At 39.5% G+C, this 25,654-nt stretch carries 21 protein-coding genes; 9 read left to right on the forward strand and 12 right to left on the reverse strand.

Translation table 11 applies throughout. From position 1 onward, the window contains the following. Positions 1-96: 96 nt before the first annotated feature. The 4 genes from crtB to CYAN7822_RS18560 all read left to right on the forward strand — a co-directional run bounded on the left by crtB (position 97) and on the right by CYAN7822_RS18560 (position 5,361). Complete coding sequence (gene crtB / locus CYAN7822_RS18545) at positions 97-999, forward strand: cyanoexosortase B (RefSeq protein WP_013323790.1); 903 nt, start codon at positions 97-99, stop codon at positions 997-999. Then, positions 992-1,741, forward strand: coding sequence for a cyanoexosortase B system-associated protein (locus tag CYAN7822_RS18550; RefSeq protein ID WP_013323791.1), 750 nt, complete (start codon positions 992-994; stop codon positions 1,739-1,741). The genes crtB and CYAN7822_RS18550 overlap by 8 nt, the downstream gene beginning before the upstream one ends. 49 nt (positions 1,742-1,790) lie before the next feature. After that, positions 1,791-3,011 (forward strand): polysaccharide biosynthesis/export family protein, encoded by a 1,221-nt coding sequence (locus CYAN7822_RS18555; protein WP_013323792.1) that lies wholly within the window; start codon positions 1,791-1,793, stop codon positions 3,009-3,011. Between the two features lie 85 nt (positions 3,012-3,096). Then, complete coding sequence (locus CYAN7822_RS18560; RefSeq protein ID WP_013323793.1) at positions 3,097-5,361, forward strand: GumC family protein; 2,265 nt, start codon at positions 3,097-3,099, stop codon at positions 5,359-5,361. Positions 5,362-5,369: 8 nt separating this feature from the next. Here the strand turns inward: CYAN7822_RS18560 and CYAN7822_RS18565 are convergent, their stop codons facing one another. From CYAN7822_RS18565 to CYAN7822_RS18590, 6 genes are all read right to left on the reverse strand, one after another. Further along, positions 5,370-6,080, reverse strand: a complete 711-nt coding sequence (locus CYAN7822_RS18565; protein ID WP_013323794.1) for a rhomboid family intramembrane serine protease — start codon at positions 6,078-6,080, stop codon at positions 5,370-5,372. Positions 6,081-6,233: 153 nt separating this feature from the next. Continuing rightward, positions 6,234-6,719 (reverse strand): photosystem II cytochrome c-550, encoded by a 486-nt coding sequence (psbV, locus tag CYAN7822_RS18570; protein ID WP_013323795.1) that lies wholly within the window; start codon positions 6,717-6,719, stop codon positions 6,234-6,236. Between the two features lie 157 nt (positions 6,720-6,876). Next, a complete protein-coding gene (locus CYAN7822_RS18575) occupies positions 6,877-7,083 on the reverse strand; it encodes a hypothetical protein (RefSeq protein WP_013323796.1) in 207 nt (68 codons plus the stop codon). A 109-nt stretch (positions 7,084-7,192) separates the two neighbouring features. Then, the gene (gene cobA / locus CYAN7822_RS18580) at positions 7,193-7,945 is read right to left on the reverse strand and encodes a uroporphyrinogen-III C-methyltransferase (protein ID WP_013323797.1); all 753 of its coding nucleotides are present in this window, start codon (positions 7,943-7,945) and stop codon (positions 7,193-7,195) included. A gap of 19 nt (positions 7,946-7,964) precedes the next feature. After that, on the reverse strand, positions 7,965-8,777 hold the full coding sequence (locus tag CYAN7822_RS18585) for a sirohydrochlorin chelatase (RefSeq protein WP_013323798.1): 813 nt from the start codon (positions 8,775-8,777) through the stop codon (positions 7,965-7,967). Continuing rightward, positions 8,774-9,178 carry a hypothetical protein gene (locus CYAN7822_RS18590; protein ID WP_013323799.1) on the reverse strand — a complete coding sequence of 135 codons (405 nt, stop codon included), beginning with the start codon at positions 9,176-9,178 and terminating at the stop codon, positions 8,774-8,776. The genes CYAN7822_RS18585 and CYAN7822_RS18590 overlap by 4 nt, the downstream gene beginning before the upstream one ends. A gap of 263 nt (positions 9,179-9,441) precedes the next feature. Between CYAN7822_RS18590 and CYAN7822_RS18595 the strand changes: the two genes are divergently transcribed. Then, entirely contained in the window at positions 9,442-12,135 is a 2,694-nt protein-coding gene (locus CYAN7822_RS18595; RefSeq protein WP_013323800.1) for a CHASE2 domain-containing protein, read from the forward strand. Between the two features lie 41 nt (positions 12,136-12,176). Here CYAN7822_RS18595 and CYAN7822_RS18600 read toward each other — a convergent pair whose 3' ends face one another. The 3 genes from CYAN7822_RS18600 to CYAN7822_RS18610 form a co-directional block, all read right to left on the reverse strand. Beyond that, positions 12,177-12,431: a hypothetical protein gene (locus CYAN7822_RS18600; protein ID WP_013323801.1), complete on the reverse strand. Its 255-nt coding sequence runs from the start codon at positions 12,429-12,431 to the stop codon at positions 12,177-12,179. Positions 12,432-12,470: 39 nt separating this feature from the next. Further along, positions 12,471-13,427, reverse strand: coding sequence for an ABC transporter permease (locus CYAN7822_RS18605; protein ID WP_013323802.1), 957 nt, complete (start codon positions 13,425-13,427; stop codon positions 12,471-12,473). A gap of 370 nt (positions 13,428-13,797) precedes the next feature. After that, positions 13,798-14,571 carry a GAF domain-containing protein gene (locus CYAN7822_RS18610; protein ID WP_013323803.1) on the reverse strand — a complete coding sequence of 258 codons (774 nt, stop codon included), beginning with the start codon at positions 14,569-14,571 and terminating at the stop codon, positions 13,798-13,800. Between the two features lie 242 nt (positions 14,572-14,813). Between CYAN7822_RS18610 and CYAN7822_RS18615 the strand changes: the two genes are divergently transcribed. The 3 genes from CYAN7822_RS18615 to CYAN7822_RS18625 all read left to right on the forward strand — a co-directional run bounded on the left by CYAN7822_RS18615 (position 14,814) and on the right by CYAN7822_RS18625 (position 21,470). Continuing rightward, positions 14,814-17,318 carry an EAL domain-containing protein gene (locus CYAN7822_RS18615; protein WP_013323804.1) on the forward strand — a complete coding sequence of 835 codons (2,505 nt, stop codon included), beginning with the start codon at positions 14,814-14,816 and terminating at the stop codon, positions 17,316-17,318. Between the two features lie 106 nt (positions 17,319-17,424). After that, a complete protein-coding gene (locus CYAN7822_RS18620) occupies positions 17,425-19,554 on the forward strand; it encodes an EAL domain-containing protein (RefSeq protein ID WP_013323805.1) in 2,130 nt (709 codons plus the stop codon). Positions 19,555-19,646: 92 nt separating this feature from the next. Further along, positions 19,647-21,470 carry an EAL domain-containing protein gene (locus CYAN7822_RS18625; protein WP_013323806.1) on the forward strand — a complete coding sequence of 608 codons (1,824 nt, stop codon included), beginning with the start codon at positions 19,647-19,649 and terminating at the stop codon, positions 21,468-21,470. Between the two features lie 44 nt (positions 21,471-21,514). On the opposite strand, the gene CYAN7822_RS18630 is transcribed toward CYAN7822_RS18625, so the two are convergent. Continuing rightward, on the reverse strand, positions 21,515-22,039 hold the full coding sequence (locus tag CYAN7822_RS18630) for a hypothetical protein (RefSeq protein ID WP_245602599.1): 525 nt from the start codon (positions 22,037-22,039) through the stop codon (positions 21,515-21,517). Between the two features lie 141 nt (positions 22,040-22,180). Beyond that, positions 22,181-23,059: a DUF6159 family protein gene (locus tag CYAN7822_RS18635; protein WP_013323808.1), complete on the reverse strand. Its 879-nt coding sequence runs from the start codon at positions 23,057-23,059 to the stop codon at positions 22,181-22,183. Positions 23,060-23,253: 194 nt separating this feature from the next. On the opposite strand from CYAN7822_RS18635, the gene CYAN7822_RS18640 reads away from it, so the two are divergent. Next, positions 23,254-24,183, forward strand: a complete 930-nt coding sequence (locus tag CYAN7822_RS18640; RefSeq protein WP_013323809.1) for a putative bifunctional lysylphosphatidylglycerol flippase/synthetase — start codon at positions 23,254-23,256, stop codon at positions 24,181-24,183. A gap of 16 nt (positions 24,184-24,199) precedes the next feature. On the opposite strand, the gene CYAN7822_RS18645 is transcribed toward CYAN7822_RS18640, so the two are convergent. After that, a complete protein-coding gene (locus CYAN7822_RS18645; RefSeq protein ID WP_013323810.1) occupies positions 24,200-25,618 on the reverse strand; it encodes a dihydrolipoyl dehydrogenase family protein in 1,419 nt (472 codons plus the stop codon). Positions 25,619-25,654: the final 36 nt, after the last annotated feature.

The following is a 25,654-nucleotide window of genomic DNA, read 5'->3' on the forward strand; positions in this document are numbered from 1 at the left end:
GAGCAGTGAGCCGCTAATCATTATATAGTTCCTGTTCCCTATGCCCTGTTGCCTGTTGTCTGTTGTCTGTTCCCTAAAAGTAAAAAAGCACCCATTATGAATATTGGAGAAACAAACCTTACATTTAAAAAAAATTTATTACCCTTATCGATAGTTGCTTTGATGGTTCTTCTTTATGGGCCAATTATTTGGCATTGGTATGACGGTTGGGCCAATAAAAGTATCAATATTGAACATGAATATTTTAGTCATGGATTAATCGGATTGCCCTATGCAGTATCTATTGTTTGGATAGAACGTCATCAGTGGCAGAAATTAAAAAATAATCATCATCCCCTAGGCGGAATATTATTAGGATTAGCCGCCGCCTTTTATCTGACGGGAAATCCCACTTGGGTGAATCTGTCTTTTCCGGTTATGTTAACGGGAATTTGTCTTTGGTTGAAAGGAATACCTGGACTAAAGCTGTTATGGTTTCCTTTGTTATTAGTCTTGTTAGCGACTCCTAATCCTGCGCCTTATTTAATTACTCCCTATACCCTACCCCTACAACAATTTATTGCTGGGGTAGCTGGATTCATTCTCATGCAATTCGGATTTAATGTTAGTGTAGATGGAATTTATTTAGCGGTAGATGGAAAATCGGTTGAGGTAGCTCCTTATTGTGCTGGTTTAAAAATGCTGTTTACTAGCTTGTATGTTTCACTCTTATTAGTGCATTGGACGGGAACATTAAAAAATGTTAAAAAAGTAATTTTTATGTTAATCGGGGCGGGGGGAATTAGTATTATTGCTAATATCATCCGTAATAGTTTGCTGTCCATCTTTCATGGCACGGGACAAGAAGATAAATTTATCTTTTTACACGAAGGAAGCGGCGGAGATATTTATTCCGTAATTATGTTAATGATGATCATTGTCCTTTTTCATATTAGCCCTAATTTTGAAGCCAAACCTAAACTTGAATTCGAGAGCAAAACCGATAAAATAAATGAATAGCGATCAATCATTTTGGACTCAAAACCCTGTCGTGATTTTCCTGAAAAAACGAATACCTATAGCTCATTTTGCACTCATTCTATTGCTGATAGGAGTTATAGTAATAGGAGCAATACCGGGCTACTTAAGCGGAAAATGGTCTTGGACAGATATCCCTAAAGTGGCTAATATTGAACCCCTAAAAAATATTAGACAAGAGGGATTAAGTGTACCCGGCTGGAAAACTCTCACTCAAAAGACAATTTTGATAGGCGGCAACCAGTGGTCACAGCAATTGATGGCTCAAGATCAGGAAAACCCAGTAACAGTATTATTAATGCCGCAAAGCTATTACAAAAATAAACCCGAGGTAGAATGGAACGATCTTAATGCCTTGGAACATTGGAAAAGAGACTCTGACAGTAGCCTGAAATTTGAAGTAAAAAATGCTTCAGGAAATAAGAGCCAAATTACGGCTCGTTTCTTTCGAGCTTGGAAAAAGACCACTGTAGCGGTAGTGCAATGGTATGCTTGGCCAGGAGGCGGAAATTATTCACCCTCGAGTTGGTTTTGGGCTGATCAATGGTCCCAATTACACCAACAACGACTCCCCTGGGTAGCCGTTTGTTTCTCGATCCCCATCGATCCCTTAAGTAATATGAAAGCCAATCAGCAAACAGCGATTTCTATAGCCCAAACCCTTCAGGCGGCTTTAGAAGAAAATATTTTTAAATTTACCCAGAGCAAAGCCAATAAAAACTAAAATTAACAGAAGTGTGAGGAGAATTTTTCAATAAGAGAAGCGTAACTGTATGGTTAAGTTAGTAGATCACAAGACTACAGTTTCTCATCGTTATATTCAATTAAGTTTGGCTGTATTGTATAGTATCTGTCACAGTCTTGTTTTTATCGGTCCCAGTGTCGCTCAAAAATCCATTAGACTGCCCTCTTCTGAACGTCCGCGACAAATAGAACTCTTACCGGCTCAGTCCCCTACGCCCCTGTTTCAGCAACGGCCAACAACCCCATCAGGGTACTCACCGCCGGTTTATGAACCCCAAAAATCTCAACAGTTTCAACTCTACCGCTTAGATACCGGTGATGGAATTAGTGTCAAGGTTCCGGGTTTTCCTGAATTTGATTTTACAGGCTCTGTTGATCCCGAAGGCAATGTACAAGTACCTATCCTCGGTCGAATACCTGTAGTCGGCCTGACGCTTGATGAATTAGAAACCAAAATCAGCTACGAACTCTATAAACGTTTTCTCAAAACCGAACCCGTTGTCAATGCGGTTTTAGATTCGCCTCGTCCGGTGCAACTGACAGTGCTTGGAGAAGTGATTAAACCGGGTTATTACAGTTTAGCCCCCAATACGCCCTTAACTGCCGTGTTATTGGCAGCCGGCGGCAGTACATCTAATGCGGATTTGCGCTCAGTGATCGTGCGACGAACCTTGATCGACGGAACAGTCTTAGAGCAACAGGTGGATTTGTATACCCCTTTAATTGAAGGATTGGGCTTGCCAGATGTTCGGCTTCAGGGAGGAGATACCGTGATTATATCCCGATTATCCATCGGTCAAGAAAAAGGATATGATCGACAACTGATTTCTCGCACCACCCTAACCCAACCCACCATCACCGTTCGCTTATTAGTGCCGATTGAACCCTCGGGTGTGGCCTTTCGCAATATCACTTTACCCAATGGCAGCACCTTTTTAGATATTGTCGCATCGTTTCCGGTCACCGATAGTTTACGGGTTAGAAGCAACGAAGTGTCTCTGCTGCGTTTTGACCCCGATAAAGGCGGTATTATCACACAAACCCTGAATCCGAGAAAAGCTGTTCGCGGTGATATTGCTCAAAATATTCCTTTACGGGATCAAGATGTCATTATCGTTAGCCGTACTTTGTTAGGAAAAGTGTTCGCCGGTTTTCGGGTTCTGACTCAACCCATTCGCGATGTTTTCGGTTTTACTACTTCAATTTTTGACATTACTAACCAATTAGGCGGCTCTAACAACAATCGATAATTGACACAAGCGTAAGAAAATTAGAACGAATAGTCCCTAACATAGCCGTTACAATAGTGACATCTGGGAATTAAATCTTTAATTTATGGCTCCACCTATTGTTAAACGATTTTTGATTTCGTTAAACCAAAATAAGTGGCTTGGGATCTTTGTGATCATTGCTTCTATGGGAGGAGCAGTGGTCTTTGCTATGCTACCTCCTCCGCCACCCCCTAAGCCTGTCTATCAAGCCAATGGACGCTTAGACTTTCGTACCCCTCCCCCTTCTTTTACCACCGCCGGCGCAGCGATTCAGCAGCAAAATCGGGCAATTACGCCAGAAGTGTTGATGGCTCCTAGAGTTTTAGAAAGCGTAGCCAAAAAATTGCAATTAACGGATGAGCAAATTATTGACATCCGAGATAACAAACTTAAAATTATTTTACCTGAAACCACAGCGCAAGCGGCTAATAAGAATCAAAATCAAAATCAATCAACTCCAAATCAGAATCAGGCTCAAAATTCATCCCCAACACAAGGGATTACCCTAGAATATACAGATGAACAATCGGCTACTCGTGCTGAACTGATTCTCCAAACCTTTATGAATGAGATGATTGACTATAGCCGTTGGTTAAATACTGCTCAGTTACGGGAAAAAATTGCGGCTCTCAATAAACGATTAGGTCAAGTGCAACAAGATTTGACCAAAGCCGAAAAACAATATTATGATTATATTTCTCAACAGGGAACTGATTTAATCGCTGTAGAAGATGGCAGCTTAGTCACGGCGATTACTAATAGTCAACAACAACGGCGGCAAATTCAACTGGGACTACAAGAAATACAAGGGCAAATAGATAATCTCAGTAAACAGTTAGGGTTGACTCCACAGCAAGCCTATACTCAAACGGTTTTCAGTGCTGATCCGATCCTGGCTAACTTACGGGCTAATCTTCTTAATACTGAGTTACAGTTAGAACGACTACAAAGGGAGTTACGACCCGAACATCCCACCATTATTCAACTCCTCAAAGAAAAGCAGGTCAATGAAACTCTATTGCAACAACGCGCTCTCGAATTAATTGGCAAAGACGGAGTTTTAGCTCCTTTACCCGGAGAAATTCGCAAGGAAAGTAACCTAGATACCGGCAGACTACAATTGGCCAATCAATTGTTAGCTTTAGATACTCAGCGACAAGGTTTACTCAGACAATTGGCCTCGGTTATGAGTACAGAACGGGAATTGCAAAAGAAATATAAAGAATTTCCTCAGAAGCGATTAAAGCTTACTCCTCTCCAACAAGCGATGGAGTTTCAAAAGACCATTTATAATAATGTCTTGAATAGTTTAACCGATGCTAGAGCGGCTGAATCTGAAACAGAAAGTAGCTTGGTTATTTCTCAAGAACCTTTTGTTCCCCCGATTAAACCTTATAAAGCTCCTCAGAAAAATGTGCCTTTGATTATTCTTGCCGGTGCGGGTATTGGTGTATTTGCCAGTGCGGGCGTGATCTTCCTATTGGCCATGATCGATGATAAACTCTACTCTCCTCAAGAAATTCGAGATGCTCTTACTGAGCGCGAAGTTCTTATTTTAGGGCAATTGCCCCTCATTGAAAATTTGAACTCGGATGAACCCAGAGAAGCGATCTTGCTCGAAGAAGACTATTCAACCTATCTGCCTTTTTATGAACGCTTACGTAGTAATATTCGTCGTTTTGGCTCTGCTTCCTCCAAAGTGATTATTGTTACCAGTATCATCAATGAAGAAGGGAAAACAGCCAATGCTTATAATTTAGCTATTGCTTCAGCCCAAGCCGGCAAACGCACCTTATTAGTGGAAGCTGATTTGCGCTCGCCCTCTAAGTCCTCAATTTTACAAGTTAATCCTGATCCCGAATCCGGACTCGAACCCCTCCGTTACTACGCCGCTCGCACAGAAGCCATTAGTCTAGTTCCTGCGGTAGAAAACTTGTATATCTTACCCAGTGCAGGCCCCCAAAAACGAGCCGCAGCGATTATTGAGTCGAGTGAATTACAATTGCTTCTCAAAGATGCTCGGGGACGTTTTGATATGGTGGTGATTGATACTCCCTCCTTATCAAAATGTAATGATGCCCTATTGCTCGAACCTCTAACCGATGGCCTTATTTTAGTCACTCGACCTGGAATCACTCGCTCGAGTTTCTTAAGTGAAGCCATTGAGCAGTTGGCTGAGGCTGAAATATCTGTTTTAGGCGCGGTGATCAACTGTGTGGAAAATTTGGTCACACCTGAAGGCCCGGCCATTCCGGCTTTAGAAACTGAGTTAGGTGCTGTTCCAGAAGAGGAAGCCAACAGCAAACCGCCGCTTAAAATTTCGGCCTAATGAGTCTTTTACCACCTATTTTTAGGTTTTGGCGAAAGCAATCCTAATAAAGGCCCTAAAATCACTCCAAACACAAACCCTCCCGCATGGGCCCAATAGGCAATCCCGCCATTTTCCATGCCAATATTAGCCGGCACTCTTAAACTAGAAAAACCATAAAAGGCTTGCTGAATAAACCAAAATCCTAAAAAGAAAACGGCCGGAATTCTCACTGTCCAAAAGAAAAAACCTAAAGGAATTAAAGTTAGCACTTGTGCTTGGGGAAACTTCAAGATATAAGCTCCCATGACTCCGGCAATCGCTCCACTGGCTCCCAAAGAGGGAATAATAGAATAAGGCGAAAAATACCATTGTGCTAAGGCGGCTAAAACTCCACAACTTAAATAAAAAACTAAATATTTAACATGACCGAGTTGGTCTTCTACATTATTCCCAAAAATCCATAAAAAGAGCATATTTCCGATAATATGTAAAAAGCTCCCATGTAGAAATTGCGAGGTAATTAGGGTGAAGGATTCAGGAACCGGTTGATAAATTGTGTAGCCGCTAAAACTGGCTGTTAATTCTTTAGGAATCACCGCATAAAGTTCAAAAAATGTCTCGAGTTGTGGAGGGCTTAAACTGAGTTCATGAAAAAAAACTAAGACATTAACCGCAATTAAACCAATAGTAATATAAGGGGTTAATTCGGTAGGATTTTCATCTCGTAAAGGAACCATAAGTTATTGAAAATTTGACGGTTGAAAATTTTTACGATTGATTGTAAACCATTTCAAATAAGTTTTCTTAATTCTCAAGGAATAAAAAATCAGAAAAAAACCCTCTACTTTAGATAGTTTAGAGGGATTACTAGCTTAATTTAAGCTAAAAGTTTAGAAGTAAATCGTGCCGCCCCATCTAGTGTCTAACTTGGGAGCGATCAGCACATAAGCAGATACATCAAACACATCATCTTCAGTGAAGTTTTTCAGTTCAGGATAAAGATCCGGACGAGAGACATTCGGATGTAACTCGCTATAATCATCTTCCCCGTCATAGCTGGTAGGATTTTTCAGGTAATCCACTAAGGCCAGCAGATTATCCCGAGGAGGTTCGGCTTTAGATAAATCACTTAACCCCAAACTGACATTATTGTTGGTTTTAGTTTTGCCTTGAAGATGACATTGAGTACACTCTAAATTAAACAGTTTTTGACCATTAGCATACTGTTTAGTGGTGAGTGTGGTGGTTTCTCCCTGTTCATTTAAGGGAATTGTCAGGGTGTCTTTGTCTAATTCTAGTGCGGCTGCACTATTAACGTGACATTGGAAAATTAAAAATACGGTTGCTATGGCTACCCAAAGAAATCGCTTTACCATCGTTCTCCTCAAAGAAATTGTTTTAGTTATGGCAAATTATCATGATTAGACCTTTTAATCTCTGTTGCTTGGCTTTGAGAGGAAAATCACCCCTCAGACAATCATCAACGAAAAACCATGATCGATCGCTTGCAAGACATTGAGAATTAGATTCCGATTAGTCAGGACTTTTAGGCGTTTTAGCAGAGCTTGAAGCTTTTTGTTCCAAAATATGAGAAATAATCGCTTTGGCATCTTCTAACGCCAGTAAGGTGTCTTGATTTTTGTAACTGACTTTAAACTGTTGACACAGATCAAAGACTGTCTCCAAGGGGAGGTCGTATTCTGCCGCAATGTCAGCAATAGATAGATCTGCAAAGCCCATAGTCGCTAATGATCGTCTACAAAACAACTTCAGATTAAATGGTTACCATAAAATATCATGCCATTCAACCGTCCCCCTTTTGTTATCTTCAGAGAAACGATTTGTTTTTTTAAAGCATTTGGGGCCGACAACCCGATAATAAACAATGTAAATTTACTACCTGGCCGACAAGGGCGATAGCCGGGGCTTCAAATTCTTGCTCCTCCACTTGCTGAGTAATGGTCTCTAATGTACCGATTAATTCTTCTTGTTCGGGACAGGTTCCCCAACGAATCAAAGCGATGGGGGTAGAACCTGAAAGTCCGCCTAGCACCAGTTGGGCCACAATATAGGATAAATTGTGGACTCCCATGTAGATGACGATGGTTTGAGAACCGGCTGCAATGGCCTGCCAATTGACTTGTGGACGATATTTTCCCGCCATTTCGTGTCCGGTGACAAAGGTGACAGAGGAACTGTAAGCGCGATGAGTAACAGGAATGCCGGCATAAGCGGGTGCGGCAATGCCGGATGTGATCCCCGGAACCACTTCCACAGCTATACCGGCTTTGACTAAATCTTCCATCTCTTCTCCCCCTCGTCCAAAAACAAAGGGATCGCCGCCTTTGAGACGTACTACCACAGCATGAGTTTGAGCTTTTTCGATCAACAATTGAGTGGTTTCTGACTGGTGTTTTGAATGACGGCCCCGGCGTTTGCCGGCGTTGATTTGTTCAGCTTGAGGGTTAATCATCCCTAAAATGGGAGGACTCACTAGCGCATCATAAATCACCACATCAGCGTGTTCTAATAGGGTTTTTCCTTTAATGGTCATTAAACCTGGATCGCCGGGTCCTGCTCCGACAAGATAAACTTTTCCCATAATGTCTTTGCTCTAAAAGTTAATTGTTGATAGCGATTAAATTAGCTAGTGCTGGGGTGGGTCCGAGCGGCTTTCCTAAAGTTAGCTCGATAGTGGGGTAGGTTGGCTCTAAGGCACGGACTTGTTGCGCGATTGCGTCGGTTATGCCTCCACTAAAGAGAAAATAAGGCAAAATGGCGATCTGTTTACAGCCCTCCTCGGCTAAATGGGCGATTTGAGCGGCTAAACTCGGAGTCATTGACCAATAGGCGGTTTTGGCTCCTAATTGAGAGGCGAGTTTTTCGATCAATTGATTGGCTCCTGGGCGACGACTTCCATGAGATAATAAAATTCTTCCGGGTGCTGATAACTGAGCAAACTGCTCCTCTAGTAAAAGCTTTATTTGAGGGTAACTGCCCAAATAAGGACATAATTTTAATTGGCAGCTAGGGGGTAAATAAGTTTTAGCCATTTCTATTTGCTCAGGAATATCTTCTTCAACATGAACGCCTTTAAAAAGAAATAGAGGAATAAGTTTAATCTGATTTGCTCCAGTGGTTTGAACTTGTTTAGCCATCTGTTGAATTCGCTCATGAAGTGGACAAGAAGCTAATTCAAGAGTTGCCGTTTCTACCTGGTGAGATGAGGATTTATTAATTATTGTTCGGGTTTTTGTGGCTATTGTCTTTATTGCGGCTTGATATTCTGGTCTATTAGACAGAATTGACCCTCTGTGTGAATATAAGTCATCTAGTTGTTGTTTCACTAGATAGGCTAAACGTTCTAGCGCAATTTGGGAACGATTATCTCGGCTTCCGTGAGAGACGAGCAGATAGGCTGATAAAGAGGTCAAAGTGATCCTTTACAATAATTATAATTTTTTAGTTTAGTTTTATTGTATAGGAATTCCAATATAGGATAAAGCCGCTCTAATTTCTGTATCACAGGGCGCAGTTTGACAGTTAAAGCCAATTGCCAAGCCAAACAAAGCAAGACCAGTAATAGGGATGTGGGAACGCTCTGAGCAATGGTTTTGATCTCGTTTTCGACAGCAGGCAGACAGGAAAACCCTTGACGCGCTTGGCTTAATCCTGCGACTATAGAATAGATAAGGGCAGCATCAGCAGCTATTTGGTCAATTTGTTGAGGTTTAGCTTCTATACCAAGCTTCCCGAAAAAAGTTATCTTAGCTATAGCTAATGGGGGAGAAGATACCTCTACTTTGATAGAAGTAATTCTGTCTCGCGCAAGCATCTTCTGTGAACCAAGAATCCCCACGCATGCGCGGCTGGGGAGTGTCAATCAGTTGAGCTAATTGTAGGCTTTCGATGATGTTGCGGGTGCTTTTGAGTTGGGGTTGGCTAGGATTTGGCACATCTAAGAGACTAATTCACGGTAAATCTTAGAGAAACATTTAAATAAATTTTAGTTCTGTCGAGACGGAAAATCGAGTGATTCCTGGCTGCCAATTGTCCCGAAACTATTTTCGTCGTTTCCTCTAAAAAACGGTTCTATTGATGCTAGAAAATCGGTTAAATTTTGAATATCAAATAGGAGGGAGTCTAGCCAAGAATGCCCCTAGTTATGTGACCCGGAAAGCTGATTCAGTATTTTATGAAGCCCTGAAAGCCGGCGAGTTTTGTTATGTGCTGAATTCTCGGCAGATGGGCAAATCTAGCTTGCGGGTACGAACCATGCAAAGACTGGCTAATGAAGGGTTTTGTTGTGCTTTTATCGATCTGACAGAAATAGGAATACAAGGCGTAACTCCAGACAAATGGTACGCCGGTATTGTTCAATTATTAGTGAGCAGTTGCGAACTGAATATTAAGCTTAGCTGGCGAACCTGGTGGCGAGAAAGACTGGAATTGTTCTCACCGGTACAGCGTTTGAGTCAATTTATTAGAGAAATCTTATTAGTTGAAGTTAAAGAAAAAATAGTTATATTTATCGATGAAGTTGATTTAGTGTTGAGTCAACCCTTTTCGCTAGATGATTTTTTTGCGCTGATTCGCTTCTGTTTTGAAGAACGAAAAATCAATCCTGACTATGAACGAATTACCTTTGCTCTGTTGGGAGTAGCCACCCCTTCAGATTTAATTAAAGATAAAATGCACACGCCGTTTAATATTGGTAGAGCCATAGAACTTCAAGGTTTTACTTTTTCAGAAGTACAGCCTTTAGTCGAGGGTTTACAAGGAAAAGTGAACTATCCTCAAGCCGTGATGAAAGAGATTTTACAATGGACTGGAGGGCAACCTTTTCTAACGCAAAAAATCTGTCAACTGATGGTTAATTCAAGCACAGAGCAAAATACCCCTGGTGTTGAAGAGGTGATCAGATTGCAGGTGATAGCTAATTGGGAATCCACCGATGAACCCGAACATTTAAGAACCATTCGCAACAGAATTTTAACCAATGAGCAGCGAGCCGTGCAATTTTTGGGGTTGTATCAGCAAATCTTAGAGCAAGGGGCGATTGCCGCCAATGGGAGCCAAGATCAGCAACAATTGCGACTATGCGGGTTAGTGGTAGAACGATTGGGCCAACTGACGGTTTACAATCGCATCTATGCAAACATTTTTAACCAGCAGTGGGTTGAGCAGAGATTAGCCGAAATCCGTCCTTATGCAGTAGCGCTCGCCAGTTGGTTAGCTTCCTCCGGTCAAGATCAATCCCAACTCTTGCAAGGAGCCGCCTTACAGTCTGTGCTAACTTGGACATTGGGAAAAAGCCTCAGTGAAGCAGATTATCAATTTCTCGTAGCCTGTCAAGAACTCGAGCAACAGCGCACAAAAACCGCGCTAGAAACCTTAGAACAAGCCAGTCGACTCCTCGCCGAGGCCAGACAAAAAGCCCGATCTCAAGTGTTAAAACGGCGGATCGGGAAACCCTGGCTGTTTGGGGTGATGTTGATGGTGGTGGGGATCATTTTCCTGTTGCGTTTTGGTGGATGGTTACAAGGACTAGAATGGAACTTATTAGACCAGTGTTTTCGCTGGCGTTCCCCAGAACCGATGGAAAGGCGCATTGCTTTAGTCACCATAGATGAATCAGATTTAACGGCGGTAGGTCAATGGCCTATCCCCGACCAAGTTTTAGCCCAAACCATTGCTCAAATCAAAAGCCAAAACCCTCGCAGCATCGGACTAGATCTTTATCGCAATTTGCCGGTTGAACCCGGACATGAGCAATTACTGAAACTGTTTGAGTCTACTTCTAACCTGTTTGGCGTGGAAAAAGTGGTCAAAAACCCCATTGCTCCCCCTGCGGTTTTGAAGGGGCGCGAGCAAATTGGTTTTGTCGATCAAGTGTTAGATTCTGATGGTAAAGTGCGCCGTGCCTTGTTGTCAGTAGCCGATAAAAACGGCAAAGTAGAATTGAGTTTAGCGGTGAAGTTAGCGTTACATTATTTAACCACCCAAGGAGTCACTTGGGAAACCGCCAAAGACAACCCCTATCGAGTTCGCCTGGGAAAAGCTGTAATCGAGCGTTTTGAGAAAAATGATGGGGGTTATGTGAATGCCCAGTCGGGAGGTTATCAGATTTTGCTAAATTTTCGCGGAAATCAAGAGCAATTTGTCAATTTTTCTTTACAACAGGTATTATCTAATCAAGTGCCGCCAGGGAGTTTTAGTGACCGCATCATTCTCATTGGCACCACTGCCGAGAGTCTTAATGATTTCTTTTTCACCCCTTACAGTAGCACACTCTTCGCTTCACCGGTTCCTATGGCAGGAATTACGCTTCATGCTAATATTGTCAGTCAAATGATCAGCGCGGCTATGGATGGAAGACCGATGCTTCGAGTCTGGAGTGAGTCCCTTGAATGGCTGTGGGTTTTAATCTGGGCTATGATCGGGACATTAATAAGCTGGTGGTTTAAAGCTCCTTTAGTCATCGCTATTATGCTGATTCTTTGGAGTATGGGACTAATCATTATGGGACATAGTGCTTTTTTACTGGGTTGGTGGTTGCCTGTAATCCCACCTCTATTATCCCTATTAGGATCAGCACTGGTTCTATTAATGATCAGCAATAAACAATTAGATCAACTTCAATTTCATCGCACGGTAACGACACTGTTGCAAGATTATCAAAATTCTCCCACAGCCGCACGAATCGCCCTTGAATACCTTAAGCAATCAGAAACAAAAGAGCGTCAAGCTTTCCTCGCGCTGACACTAAGCCAACTTCATCAAATTGTATAGCTTCTGTGCCGACGGTTTCTCAACCCACTAAGTCATGTAATCTACTTACTTTCAATTTTAAAAATCGGGTGATCAGGTTTTTTCGTTAATCCTAATTCGTTCAACACTTTAACGATTCCTACCGCTAATATTCCTCCTAAAGTTAAGCCAATAACTAGCAGAATAATAAACCACCGTCTCGCTTTTTTTTTGATGGCTTCTACTTCGGCTATAGAAAAATCTTTTTCTACGTCAGAAGCCGGCGATAAAGAATTTAAAAATTCATTGTTATCGAAATCATTATTAGGTTTACTCATTGGCTTTTTTCCTAAGTAGAAAGAACAATTAAATTATAATTATAATCTCACTCTTGGGTCTAACCATCCATAAGTGAGATCGGCGATCAAGTTAAATACTACAATTAAGATGGCATAAATAAAAGTAATAGCCATTACCACAGGGGTATCATTTTTATAGATAGAATCTATTAATAAGGCTCCTATGCCGGGGACACGAAACACTTGTTCTGTAATTAAAGCACCTGTAAAAATTTTGGGAATATCGAGAGCAATTAAGGTAACAACAGGAATCATTGCATTCCGTAAAATATGAATCATTAACACCCAAAAGCCGCTTAAACCTTTTGCTCTGGCGGTGCGAACATAGTCTTGATTTAATTCTTCGAGGATCGATGAGCGAATAAACCGCATTAATAAAGCCGCTTGATAAAAGGCTAACACAGCGATGGGCATAATTGACTGTTTTATCTCCTCAATAAAACTGGCCCAGTCATTGACTTCTAAGGTACTATTGTAAATAAAAGGGAGCCAATTTAGTTGAACACTAAAAATAATAATCAACAGTAATCCCGTAAAAAAAGGTGGTAAAGAAATTCCGAAAAATGAAAAAGTTGTCACTAACTGATCGGCGGCTGAATAGCGTTTTATGGCTGAAACTATTCCCAGAGGAAAAGCTATTAATAAACTAAAAAAATAAGCCAATCCGACTATCCATAAAGTGGTGGGTAAGCGTTGTAAAATGAGTCCAAAAACCGGGCTTTTACTCGTAAAAGAATAGCCCATATCTCCCTGTATAAAAGCCAATGACCATTTAAAATAACGGATATAAACCGGCTGATCTAAGCCTAAAGCTTTGCGGATATTTTCCTTAACTTCTTCAGTAATAGATGGATTAGAAGCAAATTCCGCCATCGGGTCACCAGGCGCAATCGCTAAAATGGTAAAAATAACAACACTAATAGCAATGAGAGTAGGAATAGATATTAATAAACGTTTAAATAAATAGTTACGCATTAGGGTAAGGGAAAAGTTGAGCAGATTAGTCGCTGAACTCTAGGGTGACCCAGTGGACAATCCTATTAAAATTATAAGCTTAGTTTGTCAAGGCATTGCCCCACCCAGAAAAAATCCGGAAAATCTGCTTATTTTTCGGCATGAATATAGTCAAGGAAATAAAATCGCGGTTCCAGCCAAAATTTAAGCCAACTGTAAACTCAACCCTACCAGTGCGGTAATCATTCAAGGTAAACCTAAAGCCAGCCGCCACTCATCAGGTAGTACAGCTACACTAGCAAGAGTAAGAACAAAAAAGACCAAGTTGAAATTTTCAACTATGGATAAGGGAGAAAGGGCAAAGGGGAAAGAAAAAATGACTAATGACTAATTAATCCATAGTATCACCTTTAGATATGCGTTGCTTGTGTCGATTTAAAGTATTTTGTAGAAGATTAAGCACTTCTGTCGCAATTTCAATAATTTGCTTAGGGCCAAAACCCGACTTAGTTAATTCTACAAAGAAAGATTTAGCCACCAACTTAGCCAAACGGGTTGGGTTAGGATGAATAGTAATAGATTGACTGACGGGTTTGTCTTCTAACTCATTAAGCACAGCCATAGCCACAAATCGAGATTTAAGAATAGCTTGTAACTGACTCAGATGAATAGTTTTTCCGGCCTCTTGAGTAAATAGCTGTAAGACTTTTAAGTCTTTCTCATTGAAACAAGATTTATCCACTGGAAAACTCACATTCATCACGCCGATGACTCGTTGAGAGAGAATAATCGGGGCACAGAGCAAGCTAGAATTTTCTGGTTGAGGATAACGAGCCGCAGACAAAAAGGGAGATTGAGTGATATCCTTAATGAGTAGGGGTTGACCAGTAGCAGCGACGTAGCCAGCAATTCCTTTATTGACTTGAGTAAGTTCTTGATAGGCTGATGGAGGAAGATTTCCATAATGAGTAAACACTCGCAAGTAGCATTGCTCATCGCCCTGTTCCTCTAGCTCAGAGATTAACATCACTGAGCATCTTTTAGCACCGATCCATTGGGCTACAGATGAGGCTATCTCTTGTAAACATTCCTCTAGGTTGGTGGTCGTATCTAAAAGGCTGGAAACCTCCAGCAGTTTATAAATAAAGTTTGAGCGATTTTCCATGACTTAAGCTTAATTTTGCGGATAGGAAGTTTGGTAACACCAGCGCTTTCCCAACTGGCACTAGCGACATGGTATTTTTCTTTAATCGTGGCGAGGATAGACTCATTCTTACCATAGCAGGTAAAAAGAAGTTAAACTGAAGTTGAAATTAAATTTTACTTTACGTTTTTTGAATACTGTTAGTTAGAAAAGCATTTGGGGAATTCTATAATTGTAGCCTTGGCTCTAAATAATAGTTGACTATGAGTAACGCACCCGATGTTCGCCATATTTTAGTGATCGAAGACCAAAAATCTAAACGAATTGTCGCTCTAAAGAATAATAATTATACTATCGGGCGAGACCCCAATGCCTCGATCATTCTCTATGACCGGCAAGTTTCTCGTCATCATGCTACTTTAGTGCGAATTACTGATTATCAAAGTCAACAGACTATTTATCGAATTATTGATGGCAATTTACAGGGTAAAAAAAGTACCAATGGCTTAATTATTAATGATAAATATAGTTTATCTCACGAACTGAAATCCGGGGATATTATCCGTTTTGGAAGCAGTTCGAAAGCGAGCTATCATCTGATTTCATCGGCGGCAGAAGCGGCTGCCTTAAAATCGAGTGAGTCAGCCGATAAATCAACTGAAAGTGGCTTCAACCTGTCTCAGTCCAAGGAAGTTAATCAAGAATTTATGGAAAATACGGAAAATATCAATACAATTATTTTCCAAAAATTCAAAGAAAAAAATAGTTTAGAATCCAGTTCAGAAAACTTGTCTTTAGACCAATTTAATCCTAATCCCTTGGTGGAACTTAACTATGATGGGGAAATTACTTATATCAATGCGGCGGCTAGCCGGAAATTTCCCGATTTAGAGCAAAAAAAGCTTGAGCATCAAATTTTAAAAGGATTACTGAAGGGAATCGGTTATCAAGAAACTATGGTCTCGGTGAGAGAACTTGAAATAGATGAGCATTTTTATGAGCAACATATAAGTTATATTGCCGAAAAGAAATTAATTAGAAGTTATTTGTTTGAGGTCACTAAATATAAAAGACTAGAATCTCAACTGACTAATAACCTAGAACGCTACAATTTTTTAGTAGAACAGATTTCAGAAGGAATTTTTTTAGTAAATATTAAGACAAAAAAAATTATTGATGCTAATTTAGGAGTCTGTGAATTATTAGGCTATCAATATGATGAAATAATCCAACTAAATCTGTATCAAATTATTGCGCTTGATCGAAATATAATCGATACGGAACTCCAAAAAATCAGCGAAAATTATCCTTATCTAATTGATGAATCTTTATATCGTTGTCAAGATGGTACGTTAATTAGTGTCAAAGCTAAAATTAGCCGGAATCAGTATAATGGACAAGAGATTTTTTCTTTTTCCGTGCAGGATATAAGCGAACGGAAACGCACAGAAGAAAAGATGCAATATGAAGCGTTTCACGATTCTTTAACTAATCTGCCTAACCGTAAACTTTTCTATCAACAGCTATATTTAACATTAACTAATGCAAAAAAAAATCAAACGATTTTTGGGGTAATATTTTTAGATATAGACTCTTTTAAAAATATCAATAATAGCTTAGGGCATAGCGTAGGAGATCAACTGTTAGAAAGCTTTGCTCAACGTTTAATATCTTGTACTCGCACCGGAGATACTGTGGCTCGTTGGGGAAGCGATGATTTTACGATTTTACTACCCCGACTCAAAAATCCCGAAGAAAATATCAAAATATCTCAAAAAATATTAGATGATTTAAAACAGCCTTTTGTCATTGGAAAGCATCAACTGCAAGTAAAAGTCAGCATAGGAATTGCCATTTATCCCCAAGATGGAGAAGATGAAGAAACTTTATTAAAAAATGCAGCAGTCGCCTTAACAAAAACCAAAGAACAGGGAAAAAATAGCTATCAATTTTATACTCCGATCATGAGTTCAGAAGCCGCCCTGTTATTAAAATTGGAAAATGCGATTCATAAAGGATTAGAGCGTCGAGAGTTTTCGGTATACTATCAACCTCAAATCAAATGGAGTAGCGGCGAAGTCACGGCCATGGAAGCCTTGTTGAGGTGGGAAGTTCCTGAAATAGGGTTGATTCCACCGAGCAAATTGTTTGCCAAAGCCTCAAAAACCGATTTAATTTTACAGATTACTCAATGGATATTACAAACAGCCTGTGAACAAAATTTAGCTTGGCAAGAAGCGGGACTCCCTCCGGTGCCGATAGCCGTGAATTTATCAGCTCGAGAATTTCAAAATCCCTATCTGGTGGAAACGGTGGCCCGAATATTACAAAAAACCCGTCTAGATCCTCATTGGTTGGAATTAGAATTAACTGAAAAAATTCTCAGGCAAAATTTAAGAGCCGCGCCTGGGATCTTTCAAGATTTTCATAACCTGGGGATTCGCCTAGCTTTGGATGATTTTGGCATAGGATTTTCTTCTATTGGTTATCTTAAGCAGTTTCGGTTCCGTACCCTGAAAATTCATCAGTCTTTTATTAGAGATTTAAGAGGAACCTCTCAAGAAGCGGCTTTAATTTCTGCATTAGTAACTTTAGGACGAGGGTTTAATCTCAGAGTGGTAGCCGAAGGGGTGGAAACTCCCTCACAACTGGAATTGTTGAAAACTCTTGAATGTGAAGAAGTTCAAGGTTATTTATTGAGTCGCCCTCTTCGGGCTTCTGAGGCGACACCATTTTTAACACAAAGAGCCGCACAACTTAACAGGTAAAACCCGCCTCTAGGAGCTAACTTGTGAGCAATAACTCAAAAGATGATAGTTCGAGAAAAATTTCGGGAATATTAATAGGGCGAACCTTGTCTTTTGTCTTGCCAAGATGAATAATCAGCAACCCCCCTTTCGCCATATCCTTTTGATCGAGGACCAAAAAGCTCGACGGATTATTGCTTTAGAAGAAAAAACCTACACCATCGGGCGGGAGTCAAGCAATGATATTGTAGTTTACGAGCGAGTCGTATCTCGTCAGCATGCGACGTTGTTGCAGGTGAAAAAAAACCCTAATGGAGAAAAATATTCCTATCGGATCGTCGATGGAGATTTACAAGGCAATAGAAGTACCAATGGCTTAATCATTAATGGACGAGATTGCCAATCTCATGACTTACAACATGGAGATATAATTTTCTTTGGCGGACAGGCTAAGGCGAGTTATTATATTCTGACCAGATCTTTAGAAATTGCTTTATTTAACCCAGTGGAGCCAAATTCTTTCAGTGATCTGTTCGAGCATCAAATTTTGTGTGAGGATAATACTTCAACGATTGTTTATGACGATGACGATCACGAGCAATTTCAACAAGACGATTTAACAAGATTAGCCTCTTTTCCCGAATTAAGCCCTAATCCTATTATTGAAATTAATTTTCAAGGAAAAATAACTTATATTAATCCTGCGGCTTATCTTAAATTTAGCAATCTTCAAGAGCTACAACTGTCTCATCCTATTTTATCTGATTTGCTCGAGCAAAGCAAGAATACTCAGGGGAATTTGTTATTACGAGAAGTGCAAGTTGAGGAGCAAGTGTTTGAACAATACGTTCATTATCTGCCCAACAATAAACTGATTAGAAGTTATATTTTTGATATTACCGAGCGAAAACACTCAGAGCAACAACTGAAATATCAAGCCTTTCATGATTTGCTCACCGGATTACCAAACCGGGCTTGGTTTAATCAACAATTAAATTTAGCCCTCAGTAATGCCAAACGGCAACAAGTTCCCCTGGCAATCTTATTTTTAGATTTAGATGGCTTTAAAAATATCAACGATACTTTAGGTCATTCCTTTGGGGATCAAGTCTTACAAAACTTCGCTAAACGTCTGACAGGCAGTATTCGGGCAGGTGATACCGTATGCCGTTGGGGGGGAGATGAATTTGTGATTCTGCTGCCTTATGTTCCTCATTCAGAAGATACCATTAAACTCGCTCAACGACTTCTAGAAATTCTCAAGCAACCTTTTGAAATTCAAAAACAACAATTCTATATTAAAACTAGCATGGGAATTGCTCTCTATCCTCACGATGGCGAAGATGCAGAAACTTTGTTAAAAAATGCTGATGCCGCCCTTTATCGGGCAAAAGAACGAGGACGTAATCATTATCAATTTTATAGCTCAACCATGACTTCTAAGGCTTCTTTGGTATTGAAACTAGAAAATCTTTTACATCAAGCTTTAGACAATGAAGAATTATCTTTACATTATCAGCCGCAAGTTAATCTCAAAACTGGAGAAATCACGGGAATGGAGGCACTCTTACGCTGGTATCATCCAGAATTAGGGCAAGTTTCTCCAGCTAAATTAATTCCTTTGGCAGAACAAACTGATTTAATTATTCCCATTGGTCAATGGGTACTCCATACCGCCTGTGAACAAAGTTTAGCTTGGCAAAAATCTGGGCTAAAACCCATGCCGATCGCCGTCAATTTTTCTCCTCGTCAGTTTCAACAACCTAATTTAGTTTCAATGGTTACTGAGGTGTTGCAGGAAACTGGGTTCCCACCCGATTTACTCGAGGTAGAAATTACCGAATCTACCATTATGCAAAATGAGGATTTTGCCCGCCAAGCTTTACAGGAATTGCGACAGATGGGAGTTCATATTTCTTTAGATGATTTTGGCACTGGTTACTCTTCTCTTTCTTACCTGCAAAAATTTCCTTTTAATACTTTAAAAATTGATCAGTGTTTTATCCAATCTTTAAGTGATCGTCCTCAAGATTTAGCCATTATTTCAGCCATGATTACCTTGGGAAATCATTTACAATTAAGAGTGATCGCTGAAGGGGTAGAAACGCTCCAACAATTAGAACTTTTGCAGCGTCTTCACTGCGAGGAAGTCCAAGGTTTTTGGTTTAGCCGCCCTCTTAAAGCTGAAGATGCTACTAAACTCTTAGAGCAACATTGCCTATTAGGAGGGGATTTTTATGATCTTGAGAAAGACTAACATAAAGCTTTTGGGTAAGGAGTTAATTATTATTTTTATTGCTATTTAATGAACTTAATATAATTTAATTTTGAGTATTATTGAGGAAAACAATGTCATTAGCTAAAAGCCAATTTGCTATTCAACATCTATTAATTATTGAAGAGTCTAAAATCCGAAGAAGCATCAAACTCGAAGACTTCCAATATTCTTTGGGAAGACAAGCTTCTAATAATATTGTTATTAAATCTCAGCAAGTTTCTCGAAAACACGCCACTTTTTTGAGAAAATCTAACCAAAAAAATCAATATTCTTATTGGATTTTTGATGGAGATTTAGAAGGGAATAAAAGTCATAACGGCATTTATATTAATGGAGAAAAATGTTTAATTCATGAATTAAAAGATGGAGATTTAATTAATTTTGGCTGTGAAGTTAATGCAAGTTATCATGTTTTATATAATTCCGATAAATCTTCTAATTTAGCTAATTTTTTAACTTCTCATAAACAGGAAGTCCTAGAAAGTGAAGACAAATTAACTTTTCCTAATGCCGAATCCAAAGAACCTACAAGTTTTTTATTTATTTCAGAACCCCATCTAGCGGTCAGTAGTGAAGATACGTTATCTGAAGAAACTTATCTTGATCCTTTAACTCAACTTCCTAACCGTAATTTATTCCATGAATATCTATCCATCGCTATAGGAAATGCTCGACAAAATAAAAAACCTCTGGCAATATTGTATTTGGATATCGAGCAACTAAAAGATCTTAACGAACGCTGGGGAAATTTGATTGGAGATCAAGTTTTACAAGAGTTGGCAAAACAGTTAAAAAGTTGTTTACGGTCAGGAGATATTGTTGCTCGTTGGGGAGGAGATGAATTTACGATTCTTATACCTCACATAAACCGAGTAGAAGACCTGCCAAACATTTGTCAACGGATTCTTAATTCTGTGACACAACCGATCTCTTTAGAAAGACATTTAATTAATATTAAAATTAATATGGGATCGGCGATTTATCCTGAACATGGAACTGAAGAAACGCTGCTATTGCAAAAAGCCGAGGCGAATTTAGAAGAAAATAAACAAAAATCTCAAGAGACAATTTGTGTAAAAAAACAACAAATTTATCAACAAAAATCTCAAGCAGAAAAAATAAAATTCATGGTAAAAAAAGCTGTTATAAATCAGGATTTTTTGATTTATTATCAGCCACAAATCAATATTAAAACCAATAAAATTGAGGGAGTAGAAGCCCTTTTACGTTGGCATCATCCTGAGTTTGGTTCTATCGCTCCTAATCAATTTATTCCTTGGGTTGAAAAACTTGATTTAGTAATACCTTTGACAGAATGGTTCATAGAAAAAGTTGCACGACAACATCAAGCCTGGCGAGCAAGCGACTTTTCTTTTATTCCTATATCAATTAACTTATCTTCTCATCAATTACAAGCTCCGACTCTGTTAAGTATCCTCAATCAGAACTTTTTAAGTATAGGTCTAGAGGGGAATTTATTGATTGTAGAAATTACTGAAAAAACCCTACAAGAAAATCCCCAAAATGTTTTTAGATTATTACATGAGTTAAAACAGCTAGGGATCAAAGCCTGTATAGATGATTTTGGCTCAGGAACTACCTCGGCAAGACATTTACAACAATTCCCTTTTACTCAAGTTAAAATTGCTCAATCTCTTCTTCAAAATTTGGAAAAATATCCCGAAGAAATATCCATGATTGCTGCGGTGATTGCTTTAGGACATACCTTTAAACTAAAAGTGATTGCTGAAGGTGTAGAAACTGAAAACCAACTCGATATTTTACGCAAGCTTGACTGTGATATGATCCAAGGATATGTATTTAGTAAACCTCTTAATGAAATAGAGGCGACTCAATTTTTGTCATTTTATAGTGATGATCAAAACAAAAGTTAACTCGGCTCAATTTTTATACCTAATTATGACCACCTAGTTACTGACTAATTTTTGACTAAATACCATACTTTTGAATGATCTCGACGACGAGCAAAGACTTTGGCGGCAAAGTCAACCATCTCCTCTGTTCCTTCCACAACGAGAATATATTTACCTCGACAGAAAAACTTTTGAAAAAATTGCTCACACTCCCGAGAAAAACTGAAAATTTCAGGTTCAAAATGAGAAAAAATATTTAATTGGGATAACCAGTTATGACGCTCTATATTTCGAGCCATTAAAGTTAATGAGTTTAAAGGAAAACCCGCATTAGTTAGGTCTTCGAGCGCTACTCGAACATCCCGGTGATGAAAAAATACTCCTACAGTTATCTTGTCTAGGAATGTCTGAGCTTTTAACTTAGAGGAATGAGCCGCCACTTGTGATTGAATTTCTCTTGGCTGATGAGTGAGTTGGTTTTTAGGCACATGAGTTAATTCTGGCTTTTGAAAATTGCGCTCGGCTTCTCTTAAGTTAAAAAGGGTAAATAAATTATCTAGCCAGTGGAGGGAGAAAGAGTTAATCATCATACCTATTCTAATTCAGCTTAATCTTTACTGTAGCGGCTCGATATGTCATGCTCATGACAGAGCTATGGCAAGTCTTTGTCAAAAACAGCTTGATAAATTCTGCTATGGCATCCTTTAATCGTCATAGAGACTTTTAGCTACTTATATAGCTTGGCGATAGGCATTAGGAGCAATAGAAGCATCGCTATAAAGATCATTTTTTCCTTCTACGCTGTAGCGATAGGCGGCAAAAGCATAAATCTGACTGCATAGAGCATTAAAAACTTGAGAAAGGATCACCGCCAGAAAAATAATTGCCCAACCCAAAATCAGAAGTGTTGAATGTTTCCCCATCATACCCATGATTAACAGGGGAATACCTATCAAAAAAACCAGGGGAACAATCGTCACGACTAACACCGGCGTAATATTGTTTGTTTCTGATAAATTTTTTCCCCAAGTTTCAGTTATAATTTTTATCGCTCTATGTCTAGCTTTTTCATAATGTAAGTTTTCAGAAACCATAATCGGTAAACACATATTTAACTGAAGAGTAAGAGGTAGTCCTTTGCGCTTTACAGAAATTTTTTGAATGATCATCGGCGCAATAATCAGCCCAAAAACTAAATTGAGAGTCATATTAAAAATTAAATAAATTAATTGAATAATACTACAAACCAAAGAATAAATTACTATATCAGCACTGATTTTGAAAGTTTTCCTAACGCCTTGAAACCCTGAAATCGGTTGCCCTTCTAAGAAGCCCCGTAACAGATAAAGAAAAGCAGCATTAAAAAAGTTACTTATGAGAGTAACTGTGAAAAAAAGCACATACATCATCAAAATAGTCTGTATTTTTTCTAGCCTTTTATCAGTTAGGGAAAAAATCTGAGGGACAAAAGGCAACAATCCACAAAAAGCAATGAGTAAAGAAATTATTAAGGGAAGCCCCCAAAAAAATTTCCCCTGAGCGGTTGGACGATTGAGAATCGCTAAAGTTTCAAAAAAAAAACGCCAGCTTTTCAATATTATTTTTTGCATAAATCGTTTGTTAATAATTAATTTTTTTGTTTTTGCTGATCAAGTAGTATTATATGACAAATTAACCTTAAAATCATTACAAAACTATAAAAAGCTACAAAAAAATACAAAATTTGCCCATGAGCAAATCCTCTTGAGCAGATTTAACATTTATGGTATGTTCAGTAATTTTGTTGTGTTTATAAAATTTACTCATGACTCGTATTCGCCAACTGCTGCCCATTGTTTTTGCCCTACTCTTGTTTGCCGTCTCAATATGGGCCATTAGTCAAGAACTGCATCACTATAGTTTTCAGTATATTTGGCAGAACTTGCAAGCCATTCCCAAAAGCCGCAAGTCAGCAGCCATCACTCTGACTGCCTTGGGTTACTTAACCATGACGGGTTATGATTTACTCGGTTTTCACTACATTAACCAAGTTTTAGCCGCCAAAAAAATTGCTTTTACCTCGTTTATTAGCTACGCGGTCGGAAATACCATTGGATTTACAGCCTTTTCGGGGACAGCTATCCGCTATCGTTTCTATGGTGCTTGGGGAGTATCTAAAATCAAAATTGCCAAACTGATTGTTTTTACTCATTTAACCTTTTGGTTAGGACTGTTAGCCGTCAGTGGGACAGTTTTTTTAGTAGATCCGCTCACCCTTCCCAAAATTCTGAAATTACCGTTTGACTCAGTTCATCCTATCGGCTTAATTTTTTTGCTCTTGGTGGGACTGTATTTCGTCTTGAGTCTCAAGTGGAAAAAAGCAATTAAAATTGGCTCAGAGTTATTTGCTTTTCCCTCTTCTATTATTTCCCTGAGTTTAATTGCCTTGTCAGCTATTGATTGGGGAATTGCCGCCGCCACTCTTTATTTGTTACTTCCTAGTGATCCGTCTTTGACTTATGCAGGGTTTTTTGGCATTTATATTTTAGCCTTAACAGCAGGATTAATTAGCACTGTTCCTGGGGGTTTAGGGGTTTTTGAAACGGTGGTTTTATGGTTGCGTCCTCCTTCTCTGTCAGCACCAGAAGTTTTAGGCGCATTATTGGCTTATCGAGTCATTTACTTTTATCTTCCTCTGCTCGTTGCTTTGGGGTTATTTGTTGGGCAAGAGTTATTCAAGCGGCGGGTTTCTTGATTTAACGTTATTTCTCTCATACTTGTCGGAGAAAATTAAAGATTTTTGCTAATAAGTTTTGTAATCTTGTATTTTGAGCATATTTTTGTTTAGTTAATAGCAGTGCGGCTTTGCTGTTTACTTCAGAGAGAGTGGGATAAACATGAATGCCGCTTAGAGCAGAGACTTTTAATTGATTCGACATCGCTAAAACAATTTCATGAATGAGTTCTCCAGCCGATGAACCCACCAGATGAGCGCCAATAATTTCCCCATTACGGCGAGTAATAATTTTCGCAAAACCGGCGATTTTTCCTTCGGCTTGAGCGCGGTCTACATCGGCAAAGGCTTGTTTTAATACATAAATATCATCATATTTTTTCCTCGCTTCTGCTTCTGTTAAGCCAATCCTAGCCAATTCTGGATCAGTAAAGGTTGCCCAAGGAATAACCCGATAATCAACTTTTTTAAGCGGAAAAAATAGTGCATTGGGAATAATAACACTCGCTTGATAAGCGGCAACATGAGTAAATTGATAACCCCCAAGCACATCGCCACAAGCATAAATGCGTGAATTAGTGGTTTGCAGTTTTTCATTGACATGAATTCCTTTTTGATCATAGTCAACACCAGCCACTTCTAAATTGAGAGATTCCAGATTAGGGCTACGTCCTGCCGCTACTAAAATTTCATCAACCCCGATTTTTTCATTGCCCATCGAGACATATTTTTTTCCCTCAATCACTTCTACCTTTTCTACTCGAGAATTTTTAATTAGATGGATGCCCTCGGATATAAATTGAGTTTCAACGATGGCTGCGGCTTCGGGGTCTTCTTTCGGTAAAATTTGCTCACGACTGGAAATCAAGGTTACTTTACTGCCGAGACGATGAAACGCCTGTCCTAATTCACAGCCAATAGGACCGGCTCCGATAATGGCTAAAGACTCGGGACGTTCAGTTATCGAGAAAACCTGCTCATTGGTTAAAAAACCGGCTTCAGACAGTCCAGGTATCGAGGGAATAGCAGGACGAGAACCAGTAGCAATGACAAACGCCCTAGCGGTCAATTTTCGTCCGTTAACTTCAAACGTGCGCTGATCGATAAATTGCCCACTGCCAAAAATGACCTCTACCCCTAACCCTCGAAAACGTTCTGGCGAGTCATAGGGTTCAATGGTTGCAATAACCGTTTGCACGTGACCCATTGCTTGAGCGAAATTAATCTCCACAGCATCGGTATAAATGCCAAATTGTTGACTATGTTTGACCTGATACGCTAACCGAGCCGCTTCTATCAAGGATTTACTGGGGACACATCCATACCAAAGACAATCTCCGCCGAGTTGATGTTTTTCCACGAGAGCGACTTTAGCCTTTAGTTGGGCAGCCGCACTAGCCACCACTAAGCCGCCTGAGCCGCCACCAATAATTACGATATCGTAGTCCACAGCCATAATTTTCGGGATTTTCTCGAGATTTTAGATAAAGTC

This window comes from Gloeothece verrucosa PCC 7822 (assembly GCF_000147335.1).
Taxonomy (GTDB): domain Bacteria; phylum Cyanobacteriota; class Cyanobacteriia; order Cyanobacteriales; family Microcystaceae; genus Gloeothece; species Gloeothece verrucosa.